The sequence below is a fragment of the Mycoplasmopsis hyopharyngis genome (assembly GCF_045276885.1).
Classification (GTDB): Bacteria; Bacillota_I; Bacilli_A; order Mycoplasmatales; family Metamycoplasmataceae; genus Mycoplasmopsis; species Mycoplasmopsis hyopharyngis.
In genome coordinates, this window is record NZ_CP174164.1 from 421,693 (window position 1) to 438,285 (window position 16,593).

The 16,593-nt window shown below is 26.2% G+C and carries 14 protein-coding genes; 11 read left to right on the forward strand and 3 right to left on the reverse strand.

What is annotated here, in order from left to right; all coding sequences use genetic code 4:
* The first annotated feature begins 17 nt into the window (after window positions 1-17).
* The 10 genes from mgtE to ACJA25_RS01835 all read left to right on the forward strand — a co-directional run bounded on the left by mgtE (window position 18) and on the right by ACJA25_RS01835 (window position 10,808).
* Window positions 18-1,511 (forward strand): magnesium transporter, encoded by a 1,494-nt coding sequence (gene mgtE / locus ACJA25_RS01790; RefSeq protein ID WP_406616145.1) that lies wholly within the window; start codon window positions 18-20, stop codon window positions 1,509-1,511.
* 28 nt (window positions 1,512-1,539) lie between these two features.
* On the forward strand, window positions 1,540-1,764 hold the full coding sequence (locus ACJA25_RS01795; protein WP_406616147.1) for a hypothetical protein: 225 nt from the start codon (window positions 1,540-1,542) through the stop codon (window positions 1,762-1,764).
* Window positions 1,746-3,656 (forward strand): M13-type metalloendopeptidase, encoded by a 1,911-nt coding sequence (locus tag ACJA25_RS01800; RefSeq protein ID WP_406616149.1) that lies wholly within the window; start codon window positions 1,746-1,748, stop codon window positions 3,654-3,656. The genes ACJA25_RS01795 and ACJA25_RS01800 overlap by 19 nt, the downstream gene beginning before the upstream one ends.
* A gap of 171 nt (window positions 3,657-3,827) precedes the next feature.
* Window positions 3,828-4,283 (forward strand): division/cell wall cluster transcriptional repressor MraZ, encoded by a 456-nt coding sequence (locus tag ACJA25_RS01805; protein ID WP_406616151.1) that lies wholly within the window; start codon window positions 3,828-3,830, stop codon window positions 4,281-4,283.
* The gene (rsmH, locus tag ACJA25_RS01810; protein WP_406616153.1) at window positions 4,276-5,184 is read left to right on the forward strand and encodes a 16S rRNA (cytosine(1402)-N(4))-methyltransferase RsmH; all 909 of its coding nucleotides are present in this window, start codon (window positions 4,276-4,278) and stop codon (window positions 5,182-5,184) included. Before ACJA25_RS01805 ends, rsmH begins: the two co-directional genes overlap by 8 nt.
* Window positions 5,185-5,210: 26 nt before the next feature.
* Window positions 5,211-6,413 (forward strand): MAG3720 family protein, encoded by a 1,203-nt coding sequence (locus ACJA25_RS01815; protein WP_406616155.1) that lies wholly within the window; start codon window positions 5,211-5,213, stop codon window positions 6,411-6,413.
* Window positions 6,403-7,500, forward strand: coding sequence for a cell division protein FtsZ (gene ftsZ, locus ACJA25_RS01820; protein ID WP_406616157.1), 1,098 nt, complete (start codon window positions 6,403-6,405; stop codon window positions 7,498-7,500). Before ACJA25_RS01815 ends, ftsZ begins: the two co-directional genes overlap by 11 nt.
* A 234-nt stretch (window positions 7,501-7,734) precedes the next feature.
* Window positions 7,735-8,736 carry a 30S ribosomal protein S2 gene (gene rpsB, locus ACJA25_RS01825; protein WP_406616159.1) on the forward strand — a complete coding sequence of 334 codons (1,002 nt, stop codon included), beginning with the start codon at window positions 7,735-7,737 and terminating at the stop codon, window positions 8,734-8,736.
* Between the two features lie 10 nt (window positions 8,737-8,746).
* A complete protein-coding gene (gene tsf, locus ACJA25_RS01830; protein ID WP_406616161.1) occupies window positions 8,747-9,634 on the forward strand; it encodes a translation elongation factor Ts in 888 nt (295 codons plus the stop codon).
* Window positions 9,635-9,851: 217 nt separating this feature from the next.
* Window positions 9,852-10,808, forward strand: a complete 957-nt coding sequence (locus ACJA25_RS01835) for a hypothetical protein (RefSeq protein WP_406616163.1) — start codon at window positions 9,852-9,854, stop codon at window positions 10,806-10,808.
* An 82-nt stretch (window positions 10,809-10,890) separates the two neighbouring features.
* Here the strand turns inward: ACJA25_RS01835 and rsmD are convergent, their stop codons facing one another.
* The 3 genes from rsmD to ACJA25_RS01850 are packed head-to-tail and all read right to left on the reverse strand — an operon-like array spanning window position 10,891 to window position 15,021.
* Window positions 10,891-11,448: a 16S rRNA (guanine(966)-N(2))-methyltransferase RsmD gene (gene rsmD, locus ACJA25_RS01840; RefSeq protein ID WP_406616165.1), complete on the reverse strand. Its 558-nt coding sequence runs from the start codon at window positions 11,446-11,448 to the stop codon at window positions 10,891-10,893.
* Window positions 11,449-11,465: 17 nt separating this feature from the next.
* Window positions 11,466-13,259 carry an ABC transporter ATP-binding protein gene (locus tag ACJA25_RS01845; RefSeq protein ID WP_406616167.1) on the reverse strand — a complete coding sequence of 598 codons (1,794 nt, stop codon included), beginning with the start codon at window positions 13,257-13,259 and terminating at the stop codon, window positions 11,466-11,468.
* Window positions 13,249-15,021 carry an ABC transporter ATP-binding protein gene (locus ACJA25_RS01850; protein ID WP_406616169.1) on the reverse strand — a complete coding sequence of 591 codons (1,773 nt, stop codon included), beginning with the start codon at window positions 15,019-15,021 and terminating at the stop codon, window positions 13,249-13,251. The genes ACJA25_RS01845 and ACJA25_RS01850 overlap by 11 nt, the downstream gene beginning before the upstream one ends.
* 204 nt (window positions 15,022-15,225) lie before the next feature.
* On the opposite strand from ACJA25_RS01850, the gene asnS reads away from it, so the two are divergent.
* Window positions 15,226-16,587, forward strand: a complete 1,362-nt coding sequence (asnS, locus tag ACJA25_RS01855; RefSeq protein ID WP_406616171.1) for an asparagine--tRNA ligase — start codon at window positions 15,226-15,228, stop codon at window positions 16,585-16,587.
* Window positions 16,588-16,593: the final 6 nt, after the last annotated feature.

Consider the following 16,593-nt stretch of genomic DNA (forward strand, 5'->3'; position numbering starts at 1 on the left):
ATAAAAAAAAGGAAATAATGTCCAAAAATATCGAAATTGATCTTGATTCAGAAACTAAAATAAAATCCTCAGATGAGGAAGAAGAATTATTAAGTGAGCAATTAAAAAATATTATTAAAGAAAAAGATATTCAGAAATTAAGGGATTTTGCTGATGAATATCCTGATGCTACTATTGCTAAAATTCTTAATAAAATGTTAGTTGAAGAACAATTAACATTTTTGAGAATGCTAAAAACTAGTGAAGCTGCTGAAATTTTTTCTTATTTAGATGATGAAGTACAAACTAAATTAGCTCAATGTTTTACCGAAGAATGAGGAATGAAATTATTGCAAGAGTTGCAATCTGATGAATTAGTTGATGTACTTGAAGAATTACCTGCTAATGTCACTAGCAAGATTTTAGCCTCAACTCCAAACGAAAAAAGAATTGAAATTAACAAACTACTTAGATATGATGAAAATCAAGTAGGCTCATTTATGAGTATTGATTTATCAACCATCAAAAATACTTATACTTGTGAACAAGCTTTAAATAAGATCAGACGCGATTACAATAAATCAAAAGCTGAATTAATGCATTTTTATTTTGTGGTTAGTGACACTAACAAACTTTTAGGTGCTCTTACTCTTGAAGATATTACTTTTGCTGATCCAAATGCTTTAATTGATGATATTTATTATTCTATTGCTTCTATTTCAACTTATGATGATAGAGAACATGCTGCTCAAGTTTTTTCTGAACATGATTTATCGGTTTTACCAGTTGTTAATCGCGAAGGTTTTTTAGTAGGAATGATCACTAGCGATGATGTAATCGATGTTATCCAAGATTCAGCTAGTGAAGACATTTACAAAATGGCTGGAATGAATCCAAAAGAAATTATTGAAAATACTTACTTAAAAACTTCAGTGGGCAAAATTATAAAATCAAGAATTTTTTGACTAATTGCTCTATTGGTTATCGCAAGTTTTACGCAAATAATCATTGACGTATTTTTAAGGTTTTTTGTTAAAAAAGTTGAACCTACTTTCATTGCTAATAAAAATATCATTATGATGATATCTATTACTAGCTTGGTGCCAATTTTAAATAACATCACAAGCAACTCAGGAATGCAATCTAATATTTCAATTACTAGAGCAATTACTATTAATGAAATTGAGAAAAAGCACATTTCCAAAATAATAGGTAAAGAATTATTGATTTCAACAATTATTGGATTTATTTTAGCAGTTTTAAATTTTGCTAGATTATCAATGTACTATAGCATTAGTAAAGAACTTATAAGTGAAACTAGAAAATATTTAATAATTATTTCATTTTCATCATTAGCAATTTTTATTTCTATTATTTTAAGCAACTTATTAAGTATATTTTTTCCTTTACTTGCTTTCAAATTGAAAAAAGATCCATCATCAATTTCAATTTCAGTTATTAATACCTTAACTGATATTTTAACTACTACTATTGCTTTAGGAATCATAATTTCGTGTTTATTATTTATTTAAAAAACACAAGAACGAAGGTAATATGATAATGCATATTGAAAATTGTGCGTGTCCAGCGTGCTTAATACAACAAATTAATAATAATGATTCAGTGAATCAAATAATTGAACAAAATGAATCAAACAATAATCAAATATATTTTTATGTTTTGCTAGCATTATTAGCAATTGTTTTAATTTCACTTGTTTCATTTACAGTTTATAAAACTGTTAAGAATAAAAAAAGGAGTAAGTTATGCAACAAAAAGAATTAGTTAATGACTTTTACCAAGAAGTTAATAAAGAATGACTTTCAAAAGCTAAAATTAAAAGTGATAAACCAGGTACAGGTGCTTTTGAAGAATTAGATCGTAAGTTAGAAAAAAGAATCAAAAGTATTTTTGTTGATTGAAAAAATGATCAAACTTTAATTCCTAATGATAATACATTAAAGCAAATGATCGAATTTTACAAGATGACTTCTGATTGAACTAAAAGAGATCAAATAGGCATTTCACCATTAAAACCAATAATTAAACAAATTATTGATACTTACAACTCTTTTGAAGATTTAGAAAAAGATTATGTTAATTTAGTATTAAAAGGTAGATATTTACCAATTGAATTTGCTATTTATAATGATTTTAAAGATTCATCAAAACAAATTCTTTGACTAGGTAGCCCTAGTTTAATTCTTCCTGATACTACATATTATCAAGACCAAGAAAAAATGAATAAACTATTTGCTGTTTATAAACAAATGTGTGAATACTTTTTATTACAATTAGGTTTTTCAAAAGACCAATCAACCAAAATTATTGATCAAGCAATAAAATTCGATATTTTACTTTCTAAATATTCACTTTCACGAGAAGAAGCAGCTAAATATGCTGAACTTTACAATATGTTTAGCATTGAAGAAACAAAGCAAAAGTTCAATTTTTTCGATATTAAGAAAATTGCTGAAACTCTAACTAAAAAGCAAGTAATTGACTTTAGTATTGAAAATGTAAAGTTTTTAAATAACTTTAATGTAATTTTTACAAAAGAAAATTTCGAAAACTATAAATCAAGATTGATTTTAGAAACCATTATTTCATATTCTCCTTATTTAAGTAATGATTTAAGAGAAAAAGGTGGTCTATTTAGTAGACATTTAAGAGGTGTTTCTAAAGCTTCCAAACCTGAAAAAACTGCTATTATGCAAACTCTAAATTACTTCAAAATGCCTTTTGGACTATATTATGGGAAGAGATTTTTTGGTGAAGAAGGCAAAAACCAAGTAATCAATATGGTAAATAAAATGATTAAAGTTTACCAAAATAGATTAAAAGAAAATGAATGATTAAGCGAACAAACAAAAGAAAAAGCAATCAAAAAACTTGCTAAATTAGATGTTTATATTGGTTTTCCTGAAATTTATAAACCATATTATGATCAATTTGAAGTTAAAAGCTATGAACAAGGTTCTAATTTAGTCCAAAACATCGATGAATTTAACGTTATAAGCGCTAAATATGTTTTTAGTCAATATTTAGAACCTGTAAATAAAAAATACTGAAGTATGTCTCCTGCTACAGTTAATGCATATTACAACCCTGTATTTAATCATATTGTTTTTCCTGCTGCTATTTTTGATGAACCTTTTTATTCTCCAAAAAGATCTTCAAGCGCAAATTATGGTGCTATAGGGGCAGTTATTGCTCATGAAATTTCACATGGTTTCGATAATAATGGTGCCTTGTTTGATGAAAATGGTAATTTAAATAATTGATGAACTGAAGAAGATAAACAAAATTTTGACAAAAAGACCGAAGAAATGATTCAACTTTTTGATAAAGTTGAAACTTCAGTTGGTTTATGTAATGGTAAATTAGTAGTTTCAGAAAACATAGCGGATGCTGGTGGAATTAGATGTGCTTTTGAAGCAGCTAAAACCGAAGATGATTTTAATCCAAAAGACTTTTTTATTTCTTGAGCTACACAATGACGTTCTTTATATAAAGAAGAATATCAAAAAATGTTACTTGTAACTGATGTTCATGCTCCAACTAAATTAAGAGCTAATCAACAAGTAAAAAATATGGATGAGTTCCATGAAGTATTTAATGTAAAAGAAACTGACAAAATGTTTTTACCAAAAGAAAAAAGAGTAAAAATTTGATAGTTATCCTTAAATAATTAATATATTTAAGATAAAAGCATAATTAAGAACTTACAATTTCGCGATTGTAAGTTTTTTATTTGCAAAAAAGTTGTAAAAAAAATCAAAATTTAAGAGAAAAATCACTATGAAGCGCTAATTATTGTATATAATAATTATGAAAGGTGGGGAAAAGTGGGGAAAAATGTGTTCATCGGTAAGTTTCCAAGAAATTTAGATTCAAAAAATCGTATAGCTTTGCCTTCACAATTTAGAACTTTATTGGGGGAAAGATTTTTTCTAACAATTGGAATCGATGGACAACCAGAAATAAGAAGTTCAGAATCATTTCAAAATTTTTCTGATCTTATTGCTGAAAAAAGTATTTTTAATTCTAATGCTCGTATTCTTCGGAGAACTTTGTTTGGTAGTTCCCAAGAAATTGAGCTTGATACCCAAGGTCGCTTCATTGTTCCCAAACAATTTTTAGAAAAAGGAGCCTTTCAAAAAGAAATAATTTTCATAGGTATGGGAGACTACATTGAATTATGAGATCCTGCTAGTTATGAAAAATACGAAAATGAATTTGACACCCAAAAAATAATTTCTACTTCAGAAACATTTGCAAAAGGTGACAAAAACAATGACTAAAAATGAACATTATTCAGTTATGCTTAAGGAAACTATTGAGAGTTTAAGAATTAAACCTAATGGTACTTATATAGACTTAACAATGGGAATGGGCGGTCATTCACTAGCAATACTTGAACAATTAAATGAAGAAGGCAAATTAATTTGTTTTGATAAAGACAAATTTGCTTTACAAAATACAGAACAAAGATTAAAGGAAACAAAAAAAGCTTATAAGTTAATTAATTCAGATTTTTGTAACTTAAAAAAAGAATTAGAAAAAATTAACGTTTTTAAAGTAGATGGAATAATTGCAGATTTAGGGATGAGTAGTCCTCAAATTGATAATGCTGAACGTGGTTTTTCTTACTCACAAGATGCAAAATTAGATATGAGGATGGATCAAAGTCAAGAATTATCTGCATATGAAGTTGTTAATAATTATGATGAATCAAAATTGATTCAAATTTTTAAGAACTATGCTGATGTAAAGCTTGCTCATCAAGTTGCGAAAGCAATAGTAAAACACAGACCGATTAGAACAACTTTAGAACTGGTTTCAATAATTAAAAATGCTTATCCTGCTGCGATTTTGAGACAAAAAAATCCAGCAAAGGCAATTTTTCAAGCGATTAGAATTGAAGTTAATCACGAGTATGATTCACTTCAATCTATGCTTGAACAAAGCATTGAACTTTTGAATCCGTTTTCATCTATTTCCATAATTACCTTTCACTCAGGTGAAGATAAAATTGTAAAGAATTTTTTTGGCACTTTAATTAAAAGCAAAATACCAAAAAATATCCCTATTATCGAAGAAAAATCTTTTATTGCTAAAAGCATTTTGCCTAGCAAGAATGAAATTGAAATCAATAATAGATCGAGAAGCGCTAAATTAAGAATTTTAACCAAAATTAAGTAATAAGTGTAATAGATAGGAAATAACTAATGAAAAGTTCACAAGTCGTTTTGTATTTAGATTTTGACAAAATTGAAATTAAAGTTTCGTCAATGATTAATAATGAATATGAAATAATTGAAAAAAAATCATATGATTTTTCTCTTTTTAATTCTTTGGAACAAGATAAAGAGAAAGTTATTTTATATTTTAAAAAAATCATTTCTAAATACAAAAACCTTGAATCATCATTAGTTATTGCTGATACATTTTTAAAAAATATCGAAATCAAAAAGAATGTTTCATCATTTGCTGTTAAAAAATATGTTAACGAATCTATATTAAAAAGTTGTGTAAACGATATTGAAGAGCTAAATGGTAAGTCAAATTACAAATATTCAAAAAACCAATGAGCACTTTTTAAATTGTTTGATTGTGAAGAAACTATTAAAAAGTATCAATACTTTCCATTCCATAAGGAAGGAAACAAATTGGAAGTTGAAAGTTATGTAATTGAACTTGATAAAAATAAAGATTTTTTAGAAATTGCTAATTTCTTCAATTCTAAAAATATTTATTTTAACAATTACTTTTTAAAATCACAAGTTATAGTCCCAAGCTATGGAACTATAGAAAAAACTTCAATTTTTATCAATATGGAAGATAAAATCATATCTATTAATAAATTTTTTAATGGAACCATAATGGAACATCACCAAATTGATTACAATATTGTTCAAAAAGTTAAAGAGTATACAAAGAATAAATTTTATGATTATGATGAAAGTGAAATAAAATTGTTAATCAATTCTGTTTTACATAATTGAAAAAATAATTTTAAAGGTGCTTTAACAAAAGGAGTTAGAGATTTTATCAAAAATAGTTTTGGTGAAATTGTCTATCAAATTGTACAAATTATTTCTAAATGAAAAGATTTTGATCGTCATGAAGGAATAATTATTGTTAAAGGATTAGAAAATAAAATCATTACTAATAATTTATGTAGTCTAGGTTTTAACGCTATGAATCACGATCCTTTTTATTCTAATAATATACTCAAAAACGACATTGTTTCAGGAACTCTATTTCTAACCAAAAACTACATTAGTAAACTAAAAGATAATGTAGTTACATTAGATAGCACTAAACTTATTAAAACCAAACCAAAACCAGGATTAAATTTCTTAAATGTTTTTTCTTCATTTTTTAGAAAAATGTTTAAAAAAAGAAGAGGTGAACAACATGCTAAATAACCTAAATGAAAAGCATATTTCAATGAAAGTTATTGGTGTAGGTGGCGCTGGTAATAATGCAATCAATTTGATTCTAGATGAACAAAAAAACTGACAAAATATTGAACTATATGTAGCTAATACAGATAGTCAAGATTTAGAAAAATCAAGATGTAACAATAAAATCTTCTTAGGCTCAAGTACAAGAGGTTTAGGTGCAGGAAATGATCCCAACGTTGGACAACAATGTGCCATTGAATCTCTTGGCGAAATCCAAAGAATTGTTTCAAACACTGATATTGTAGTAATCGCAACTGGTTTAGGTGGAGGAACCGGCACTGGTGCTTCACCTGTCATTGCTAAAACCGCAAAAGAAGCAGGTGCGTTGACAATTGCTATTGTTACTACTCCTTTTAAATTAGAAGGTAAAACTAAATCATTAGTTGCAAACAAAGGTTTAGAAAATCTTAAAAAATATGTAGATGCCTTTATTGTTTTATCAAATCAAAAATTAATTTCTTTATATAGTAAGTTACCGATTATTGAAGCTTTTAAGGTCGCAAATATAACTTTAAAACAAAGCATTAAAGTTATTCACGATACTATATTCGAAACTGGATATATTAATGTGGATTTTAACGATCTTAAAAGAGTATTACTAAATGGTAATGACACTATTATAAGTATTGGAACCGCATATGGAAAAGAAAGAGCTAAAAAAGCAATAACTGAAGCTTTTTCTGCGCCTTTATTTGAAAAAGAAGTCAAGGGTGCAAAAAAGATGATCGTTCTTTTCCAATGTGATAGAAATACTAATTTAGAAGAAATTGAATTAGCATCTGAAATGATTGATGAACTAATGCATATCGAAAATGATGAAATGGAAAAAATAATAGGTTTTCAATTATTTGATAATCAGGAAGATTTCTTTCAAGTCAATATTATTGCATCTAATATTAAAAATGAGGCTCCTTTTTCTACAAGTGGAGAATTCAATAGAATTCAAAACATGTCTAATACTTCCATTTTTAATATGCAAAATGCAAAAAATGTTGAATTTAAAAAAGAACAAGATAAAGATTCTGTGCCTAATTTTTTCAAAAATTAATTTATTATCGATGTTTCCGAAGAGAATAAATTAGATCAAAAATGAGACTAAACTCTCATTTTTTTATTTTCCTTTTTAAGCAGTTTTTTAACTAAAATCTCCTTATTTATAGTAAAATTAAAAAGAATTTTTAAATTCAATAAATGCACTATTATGGATTCACTTGGGTGTGCTTTGAGAAAAAGTGCTAGGTGTTAGAAATAATTAGGAAGTAAAACAAACTAAAGGAAAAAAATGACAGATAAAAAAACTACCACTTCTGTAGAAGAAAAAGAAGTAAAAACAACTCAAAAACCAGCAGAAGAAGCTAAAGAAACTACACAAGAAGTTGCTGCTGATGCTAAAAAAGCTATTGTTTCAAGAGAAAAACTTTTAGAAGCAGGTACTTACTTTGGACATAAAGCAAGTCAATGAAATCCTAAAATGAAGGAATTCTTATTGCCAAAACCAAACAAAGGTATTCACATTATTAATGTTAATCTTACAGTAAATAGATTGGAATTTGCTTACCAATATTTACACAAATTAGCAGCAAGTTCTAAGAAAGCTAATTTCATTTTTGTTGGAACCAAAAGACAAGCTAAAGATACAATAAAAGAAAATGCAATCAGAACTAAATCTCACTATGTTTCTGAAAGATGATTAGGTGGAATTTTAACTAATTCATCAACTATCTTTTCAAGAGTTAAATACATGGAAGAATTAGAAAGAAAAGCAGAAAAAAACTTTGAAGGTTACACTAAAAAAGAAGGTTTAATCTTTAAAAAAGAATTAGAAAAATTACACAAAAATTTAGATGGTATTAGAACCATGAATTCAACCAACAATTTTCCTAATATTATGATTATTGCTGATCCAAATGAAGATGCTATCGCAATAAAAGAAGCAAGAAAAAAAGGTGTAAAAGTATTTGGAATTTTAGATTCAAACACTGATCCAGATTTATTAGACTTTGGTATTCCTGCTAATGATGATTCTGCAAAAAGTATTTCATTGATAATTACTATCCTAGCTGATGCTATCGCAACTGCTAGAGGTGGCAATGCTAAATACGCTTATCAACCTGATGAAAAAATTGTTTTTCCAGAATTTAATCTTGAAAGATCAAATTTTAGAAAAAACAAATTTCAAAACAACAAACCATTCGTAAAAAAAGAAAATAATTTCAAAAAACCAGAAACTGCTGAAACTACTACAACTAAAAACCAAGAAGAAGTTAAAGTTGAAACTAAATAAGGAGTAAATAATGGCTGAAGTAAATAAAATGGCTCTTATTAAAGAATTAAGAGAAAGAACAAACGGCGGAATGATGGATTGTAAAAATGCATTAGAAGCCTCAGAATGAAACATTGATAAAGCTATTCAATGATTAAAAGAAAATGGAAAAGTAAAAGCTGCTAAAAAAGCTGGAAGAATTTCTGCTGAAGGTTTAGTTACAATAGCTGGCGATGAAAAAGAAGCGGTAATTGTTGAAGTTAACTCAGAAACCGACTTTGTTGCTAAAAATGAAAAATTCATTAAATTAGTAGAAGAAATTGCTCAAGCAATTTTAAAATCAAAAGCAAAAACCAATGAAGAAGCTGCTAATGTTAAAGTTGGTAAAGAAACTATTACTTCATTATGTGAAAATGCAACTGCAACCATTGGTGAAAAAATTACTTTTAGAAGATTTGTACGTGTAAAAGCAGCAGCTGGTCAAGTTTTAGGTAACTATGTGCATATTAATGGACAAATGGCATCAATCGTTTTAGTAAAAGGTGCTAACCAAGAAGCTGCTAGAAAAGTTTCAATGCATGTTTCAGCAATGAATCCTGAATTTGCTTTATTAAAAGATTTACCAGAATCAAAAATTAAAGAAATTGAATCAAAATTTGAAGAACCTGCTGGCTTTGATAAAAAACCTGCTAACATTCAAAAAATCATCAAAGAAGGTTGAATTACCAAACAATTTTCTGACTTTGTTTTAGAAAAGCAAAACTTTGTTATGGACGAATCTTTAACTATTGAAAAATTCTTAAGTCAATCAAAATGTGAATTAGTTAAATTTGCTCGTTTTGAAGTTGGTGAAGGAATTACTAAAGTAGAAACTGATTTTGCTAAAGAAGTTGCTGCTGCTCAAGCTGAAGTTAAATAATCAATAAATTAAGTCTTGTAACCACAAGACTTTTTTATTTTTCTTTCTGACTTACAAGAATAAAAAAATCGTTTTAACCTTATTTATAGCCTAATACGAAAAAACAATTTTTTATTTTACATACTAATTTTGTCTAAAATAATATTTGATTTTTCTTTTGAAAATTAAAATCTTCCAAAAAATCTAAAACGGAAATGATAACACCAAATTGTATAAAATGGTAAAATTTAATAGAACAAAAAAGAAAGAACATTTTAAATTAAATATGGATAAATACTTTGAAAATAATTCTTATACACCATTTACTTTTATTTTAAAAGTAGCTGCTATTTACAAAGAAAATAAAGACAAAATAAATAAAAAGTCTTTAGGATTAAGCATATTGCTTTTTGCCTTAAATTATGCTTTATTACTTCCTTTGTTAATTACAATACCATTAATAGGTTATTATGATTTTCATTATATGAGTAATGATTTTTGAATATTTGCTAACAAAATGATAATTCTAAATACTGTTTTTGCTTTTCTATTTTTTATCTTTTATACATTGAACTCTTTTTTCTTCAATATTTTGATTAACAAAACAATTTCAGAAAATAAAATCAAAATAATCAATAGATTTAAAAATACTTTTAAACAATTATTTTGATTAGACAATGTTTTAGCTCTTTTATACTTTATAGTTCCAATTTCTTATTTAGCAGCAAACATTGGAACTAGAGATAATACAAATATAGGAATCGAATTATTATTAATGGTTTTTGTACCAATAGTAATTATTTGATTGTTAAAATTCTTACTATTTGACTTAAATCTTAATATTAAAACCTTTAAATATGAAATTGAAGAAAATGAATTTATTACAAAGCACAATTTATTTGCTATTGTAATTATGACAATTCAATTACTATGATTTGTAATGATTATTTTATTTACAAGCACTTTGGTTTTTTATAACATTATGTTTGATGAAGCATTTATTAATGGCATTATAAGTATGCATCCTATAAGTATTTGAGCAATTTATTGAGGAATTATCATTCCAATATCAATATTAATGTTTTGCTTAATAAAGGTTTTAGCTAAGTACTTTATTTTGAAAAATGAACCGATATCTAAAAAATACAAAATCTTTTTAATCATAATGCCTTGTTGAATTAGAATAACAAAATAAAGTCCAACTCATTATTAAAAATAAAAATCATTTTAACCTTATTTGTGGCTAAAATGATTTTTATTTTGCTTAATAATTTAAATTAAACATTTTCCATTAATGTTAATCATAAAATATGACTTTTACCATATTGTTTATATCTATATGTAGAAAATTCCTCCGGAATATTAACTTTAGTTAAGTCATTGGTTTCCATAATTAAAAGACCATTTCTAGTTAAACATTTAATGTTAGCAATACTTTTTAATGTGTCATTAATTAAATCATAGTCTTTAAATGGAGCATCAAAAAATATAAAATCAAACTTCATGCTTTTGGCTTTAGTTGCTAAAAAAGTTAAAACATCAGTTTTAGCTAATTCAAAGTTTTCAATGTTTAAACTTTGAATATTTTTTAAAATAACTTGTTGCGAAATATGATTTTTTTCAACTCCAATTGCTTTACAAGCACCGTTACTTAATGCTTCAATTGATAAAGAACCCGAACCACAACATAAATCTAAAACTACTGTTCCTGGTAAATACATTCTAATAGAATTAAAAATTGCTTCTTTATTCTTATCAGTAGTTGGTCTAGTTATTTCCAACGGTGGTTGTTCTAGTTTTCTATGTCTATATTTACCTGATATTACTCTTAACATAAGTATTATTATATATATTATTTTTGATTATAGCCAATTGAATAAAGTTTTTGGTATTCACCTTTTAGGTTCATTAATTCTTTATGGTTACCTTGTTCAATGATTTTTCCTTTATTAATCAATAAAATTTTATCTGCGTTTTTGATAGTGTTAAGTCTATGTGCTATTACCATAATGGTAGATTGCTTTATGATTTTGCTTATTGCTTCTTGAATGTATTTTTCGGTAATAGTATCAATATTTGAAGTAGCTTCATCTAAAATTATGATTTTTCTTTTAGAAATGATTGCTCTAGTTAATGAAAATAATTGTCTTTGTCCTTCTGAAAAATTATTACCATTATTACTAATTTTAGTCTCATATTTTTCAGGTAGATTTTGAATAAATTCATCAATTCGAGTTAATTTACAAATTTCATAAAATTCTTGCTCATCAATGTCTTGATTTACACATTTTAAATTATCTTCAATGCTACCATTAAAAAGTTGAATGTCTTGAGAAACAATACTAATATTCTCTCTTCAAGAATGTTCAGAAACATCAAATATTGACTGACCATCAATTAAAATATCGCCAGAATTTGGAATATAAAATTTAGACAACAATTTTGAAATCGTGGTTTTACCAGAACCAGTTTCACCTACTAAAGCTAGCATTTGACCTTGATTGATTTTAAATGAAATATTTTCTAAAGTTAATTTTTCACTTTCTTTTAAGTAAGAAAAATTAACATTCTTAAATTCCACATTTGCTTGTTTTATAGTTAAATTCGTCAATTTATCTTGATCAATTTCAGGTTTAAGTTCCATAATTTTTTCAACTCTAGGAACTGATGCTGCTCCTTTTTGAATCATTTCAGTAATTTCTAAAACATTCATTAGTTTATTAACAAAAGTATTGATATACATTGTAAAAGAAGTTAGGATTCCGAAAGTTAATTGTTGAATTCCACCTACATAAATTTTCTTGTCAATACAAACTGAACCAATTACAATAACTAAAATAATGATTATATTTTTGATAAAGAAAATACTTGGTCTAATTGAATTTCAATATCTAACATTGGTTAGTGCAGGTTTGGTTAAGGAACTATTGTATTTATCAAATTCTTCCTTAATTTTTTCTTGTTGTTGATGAATATTAATTAGTGGAATTGCATCAATTATTTCTTCAATATAACCATTTAGTTTCCCTTTTCCTTCTTGTAAAAAAACAAAGTTATTATGCATTTTTTTAAAGATTTTTAACATAATAGGGAACATTATAACTGGAATTAAAACTATCACGATGGTTGCTAATAAAGGATTATAAACATACATAATGATTGTTACGGCTACAAAAAAGAAAACTGTAGGTACAATATCTAAAAATAAAGGATAAAGTGCTTCTCTTAAGTTTTGAATATCATCAGTTAATGCTAACATCAAATCGCCTGGTTTAGTATTTTCAAAATAACTAATTGGCATTTTTTGTAACTTTTTATAAAGTTCAATTCTAGTTTTTCTTTCAAAATTTAAAATAATTTTGTAAGTCATCTTGCTTGATATCACATTTAAGATTTGCGAAAGTGCTAAAGCAACAAAAATAAAGGAAACAAATGTTCAATATTTAGAAGTGGTAAAAATATCCTTATTAAAAGTTTCGGGTTTAAAAAAGGTATCAAAACCATAACCTATTAATCAAGAAATTGCGTTTGATAAAAAAGCAGAAATAACCGTTAAGAAAATGATGGTAATTAAAATTAATTTTTTAAAACCAAAAAATGAATAAATTTTCCAAAAACTTTTTAATCTATTTACTTTACTTTTCATAATTGCCTTCTTGTGATAAAAATAGCTCTTGATAATATTGATTATTTTTCAATAATTCTTGATGAGTACCTTTCGCTACAATTCGACCATCATCTAACATTAAAATTTGATCCGCTTCTTTAATTGAACTTATTCTTTGAGAAATCATTATTAAAGTTGAATTGTTAAACTCTTTTCTAATATTTTTAATTACTTTAGCATCAGTAGCATTGTCTAAAGAATTAGTAGCATCATCAAGGATTAAAATTTTTGGTTTCTTAATAATTGCTTGCGCTATTGCTAATCTTTGCTTTTGTCCACCGGAAAGATTTTTTCCTCTTTGTTGAATTTTAAAATCATACATTTGCTCAAAATCATCAATATAGTTAGCGCAAGAAATTTGTTTAACTTTATCTAACCATTCTTTTTGTGAATCTTGCTCATTTGAAAAATCAATATTAGTTTTTACTGTACCAGACAAAATTTTTGGATTTTGAAAAACCAATGAAATATTTTTGTAAAAATCTTTGGTATCTATTTCATTAATATTTTTATGATCAACAAAAATAGAACCTTGATTTGGCAAGTATTGTTTGGTTAAAAGTTTAATCAAAGTACTTTTTCCTGAACCTGCTTTACCTACTATGCCAACAAAAGTATTCTCCTTGATTTCAAAGTTAGCATCTTTTATTGCAACTTTATTTTCATTGTATGAAAAGCTAACATTTTCGAATTTAATATTTGAATTTTCTACTTTTTTATCGCTAACAACTATTGGAATCAATGATTGCTTAGTCATTATTTCATCAAAACGTTTTGAAGAAACTGAAGTTCTAAAAACTCAATTCATTGTAAAAAAGCTTCTTACAACTCCATGAGAAATCATTGCTACATAAATGTTAAATTGATATACGGAACCAATAATTTTTTCAGGCGATGTACTATTAAAATCTCCTAAGTTTAATCCAATGATTCCAAAAATTAATGGACTTCCTAAACCTATAATAAAATCAACTATTTTTCAAATAATGACACCATAGTTCATTTCATTTTTCATTATTTTAATGTAATCATTATTTTTTAATTGGTATCTTTGTAATTGACGTTCTTCTAAATTGTAAGATTTAATCAAAGTTATATTATTAATATCCTCTTTTGCTAAAGAATTCAATTGATCTAACATCACATTTTCTTTTCTATATAAAGGAAAAATTTTCAAAACTAGAACCAAAGCATTGATTGCCAATAAAGGAATAATAATTGCTAGTGATAATGATAAAGAAGGACTAACAATTATTGAAAAAATAGTTCCAAAAACTACAAAACCAGGACTAACAATTACACTTCTCGTTATGGTCATTAAACCATTAGAAATTTTGTTGATATCATTCGAAAATCTCGTAATTATAGTGGAATACGAAATTTTTTCAATATCACCAATTGATAAATTAATTATGTGATTAAATAGTTTTTTACGCAAATGATACTCTGCTAAAATTGACATTTTTCCAGAGATAAAAAATCCTAAAAACATCACTGCAAAAATTAGGATTGAAAATGAAAAAGTCATTAATGAAAGTACCAAAATAGGGTCTAAACTTGTAACAATTTTTATACCTAAAAAATTAATTTGTTTATTCAATGGATTGGCAATGATTTGAAAAAACTGTTTAGTTAAAAAAGGTAAAATCATAAATAATAGCGGATCAAAAAGAGCTAAAATGGTTGAAATTGCGATTAAAACTTTGACATTTTTTGGTAGATATTTTAATACACGAAACACTTAAATACCTCCTTTTTTATAATTTTATTGAAAAAAATAGACTTAAAATTATACAAATTTTTGGGCTAAATTCAAAGTTTAGTTAAATTCGTTTTATATATATTATATAAACATTAAATATTTAGAGTAAAATTAATAGTATTAATGTGATTTTTGAATTTGGTAATAAATATCAATCTTAAAAAATAAAAAATTGGAGATTTTATGAGAAAAGACATGCATACTTTTAAAAACTTTTTAATGCATCCAGAATACTTTAACAATTGAGAATTAAAGGTTCAAGGATGAGTAACTTCAAACCGTGGAAATAAAAAAATAAGATTTATTAGTCTAAATGACGGTTCTTGCGTTCAAAACTTACAAATAACTTGCAAGGATTCTAATTTAGACTTTGAAATGTTAGATTCAATTTCATTAGGAACATCTATTGAAGTTTTAGGTACACTTAAATTTACGCCTGATGCTAAACAGCCAATCGAAATGATTGCTAAAGAAGTAAGTATTTTAAAATTAGCAGATAGTGATTATCCAATTCAAAAACAAGAAATTAATTTAGAAACCTTGAGAGAAATTCCTCATTTAAGACATAGAACAAACTTATTCAGAACTGTTATGTTAATTCGTTCTACATTATCTCAAGAAATTCACAGATACTTTATGGATAGAGATTTTATTTATGTATCTTCACCAATTTTAACTGGTAATGATGGTGAAGGTGCTGGTGAAATGTTTTTTGTTGACACTGATGAAAAAGAACCATTTTTTGGAAACAAAAAAGTTAGTTTAGGTGTTACTGGACAACTACATGCCGAAAGTTATGCGATTGGTTTTAAAAAAGTGTATACCTTTGCTCCTACATTTAGAGCAGAGCATTCAAATACTAAAAAGCATGCTAACGAGTTTTGAATGATTGAACCTGAAGTTGCTTTTGCAAAATTACAAGATGTAATTCAACTTAGTGACGATTTATTAAAGAATGTAATTAGAAACACAATAGCAAAACACCCAATGGAATTTGAATATTTAACTTCAAACGTTGATCAAAATTTAATGAGTAAATTAAATACATTTTTAAATAATCCTTTACAAATCATTGATTATAAAGACGCTATAAAAGTGTTAAAGAAAAACAAAGAAAAATTTGAAAACCAAAAATTTGAATTTGGTTTAGATTTAGCAACAGAACACGAAAGATTTTTAGCGGAAGAATATGCTAAAGGACCTGTAGCAGTTATTAACTTTCCAAAAGATATAAAAGCTTTTTATATGTACCAAAACGATGATGGTAAAAGTGTTGCTGCTTTTGATTTGCTAGTGCCAGGGATTGGTGAATTAATTGGTGGTAGTCAAAGAGAATCAAGATATGACAAACTTTTAAAAAGATCACTTGAAATCGGAATCGACAAAGACGATTTACAATGATATCTAGATTTAAGAAGATTTGGTGATTCAGGTTCTGCTGGATTTGGTATTGGGTTTGAAAGATTGGTTATGTATGTAACTGGTATGGATAACATAAGAGATGTTATTCCTTACCCAAGAACTAATGGTAATATCAAAATGTAATTTAAT